Origin of the sequence: Saccharopolyspora sp. (assembly GCF_017434145.1) — a bacterium.
GTDB lineage: Bacteria > Actinomycetota > Actinomycetes > Mycobacteriales > Pseudonocardiaceae > Saccharopolyspora_C > Saccharopolyspora_C galaxeae.
Genome location: NZ_JAFRFW010000063.1, coordinates 1 through 1755, shown reverse-complemented (window position 1 = coordinate 1755; position 1755 = coordinate 1). Strand labels below are relative to the sequence as shown.

Annotated in this window: 3 protein-coding genes and 1 pseudogene; 2 read left to right on the top strand and 2 right to left on the bottom strand. The window is 70.6% G+C overall.

Going from position 1 to position 1755, the window contains the following annotated elements:
* Together IJH84_RS01650 and IJH84_RS01645 are read left to right on the top strand one after the other, a co-directional pair.
* Nucleotides 1–182: pseudogene (locus tag IJH84_RS01650) on the top strand (oxidoreductase); the annotation flags it as partial.
* Between the two features lie 92 nt (nucleotides 183–274).
* A complete protein-coding gene (locus IJH84_RS01645) occupies nucleotides 275–673 on the top strand; it encodes a YccF domain-containing protein (RefSeq protein WP_200068387.1) in 399 nt (132 codons plus the stop codon).
* 106 nt (nucleotides 674–779) lie between these two features.
* Here IJH84_RS01645 and IJH84_RS01640 read toward each other — a convergent pair whose 3' ends face one another.
* Together IJH84_RS01640 and IJH84_RS01635 are read right to left on the bottom strand one after the other, a co-directional pair.
* Entirely contained in the window at nucleotides 780–1544 is a 765-nt protein-coding gene (locus tag IJH84_RS01640) for an HAD-IIA family hydrolase (protein ID WP_200068703.1), read from the bottom strand.
* Between the two features lie 26 nt (nucleotides 1545–1570).
* Nucleotides 1571–1755, bottom strand: a 185-nt coding sequence (locus IJH84_RS01635) for a TOBE domain-containing protein (RefSeq protein ID WP_295139425.1), incomplete at its 5' end; no start/stop codon positions are given.

Below are 1755 nucleotides of genomic sequence, written 5' to 3'. Positions count from 1 at the left end.
TGGCGCGGGAGGCGGACTGCCTGCTGGCGCCCTACTGGGCAGCCGAGCTGGGACGCGACGGCGAGCTGGTGGGCGAGCAGGCGTCGCCGCGCGGCGGATTCGTGCGGGCGACGCCACGCGGCGACCGGGTGGCGCTGCGCGGGCGGGCGGTCACCGTGCTGGAAGGCGACCTCCGGGTCTGACTCCCCGGCCCGGTGCCTCGGGGTCGCCCTCCGGGACGACTCGGGGTCACCGCCGGAAGCCCGGCCGCAGCACGCCTGACACGATGGTGATCATGCGCTTGTTGCTGAACGTGGTCTGGTTGATCTTCGGCGGGCTCTGGATGTCGCTCGGCTACCTGCTCGCCGGGCTGATCCTGTGCATCACGATCATCGGGATCCCGTTCGCCATCGCGTCGGTCCGGATGGCCAACTACGCGTTGCTGCCGTTCGGCCGCAGGCTCGTGGACGAACCGGGCGCGGGCGCGATGTCCGGGCTCGGCAACGTGCTCTGGCTGGTGCTGGCCGGTTGGTGGCTCGCGCTCGGGCACTTGCTCACCGGCGTCGCGCTGTGCGTCACGATCATCGGCATCCCGCTGGGCGTCGGGCACTTCAAGCTCATCCCGGTTTCGCTGCTGCCGATGGGCAAGCAGATCGTCGACTCCGACGACCCGCGCGCCCTCCCGGGCCGCTGACCCCGGTCGCACCAGGAGTGGGGGACCTGTTCGCGAACGGGCCCCCCACTCCGGACCGATAGGCCGGTGGACGGGTCCACCACCGGCGAATCGGCCGCGGCCGGGCTCAGATGGCGAACGGGTTGCTGGTGTTCCCGACCAGGTCGGCGACCGAGCCGATCACCTTCGTCGGGCGGTACGGGAACAGCTCCGCGGTGCTTTCGCCGGAGATGCCCGACAGCACCAGGATCGTCTGCAAGCCCGACTCCAGACCGGAGCGCACGTCGGTGTCCATCCGGTCGCCGATCATCAGCGTGTTCTCGGAGTGCGCGCCCAACGCCCGCAGCGCCGAGCGCATCATCAGCGGGTTCGGCTTGCCGACGTAGTACGGCCCGCGCCCGGTCACCCGCTCGATCAGCGCGGCCACCGCACCGGTCGCGGGCAGCGTGCCCTCCCGGCTCGGCCCCTTCTCGTCCGGGTTCGTCGCGATGAACCGCGAACCGCCCTCGACCAGCCGGATCGCCTTGGTGATCGCTTCGAAGCTGTAGGTGCGGGTCTCCCCGAGGATCACGTAGTCGGGGTCCCGGTCGGTGAGCACGTAGCCGATGTTGTGCAGGGCCGTGGTCAGCCCCGATTCACCGACGACGAACGCGGAACCGCCGGGCCGCTGCTGCTCCAGGAACTGCGCGGTGGCCAGCGCGGAGGTCCAGATCGCCGACTCCGGCACGTCCAGCCCGCTGCGCAGCAGCCGCGCCCGCAGGTCCCGCGGGGTGTAGATCGAGTTGTTCGTGAACACCAGGAACGGCAGTCCCTGCTCGCGCAGCTCGGCTAGGAACCGGTCCGCTCCGGGCACCATGTGCTCCTCGTGCACGAGCACGCCGTCCATGTCCATCAAGTACGTCCAGGGCGCTACCTCAGTCACGGGACCGATGATCCATCGGAAAGGGGGTGGATGGCTACTTCGGTGGCCTTGACCACGAAGAAAACCTGGTCTTCGAGCGCGAGCCCCAGATCGGCAACGGCCGCCGGAGTCACGTCGGCGGCCAGCGCCACCCGCCCTGCGGTGCGGGTTTCGGCGCGCAGCCGCACCACGTCCCCGCGCG

Bases quoted from the DNA above. Each gene is read 5' to 3' on its own strand.
- IJH84_RS01645 (WP_200068387.1), top strand. From the start codon at position 275: ATGCGCTTGTTGCTGAACGTGGTCTGGTTGATCTTCGGCGGGCTCTGG.
- IJH84_RS01640 (WP_200068703.1), bottom strand. From the start codon at position 1,544: ATGGACATGGACGGCGTGCTCGTGCACGAGGAGCACATGGTGCCCGGA.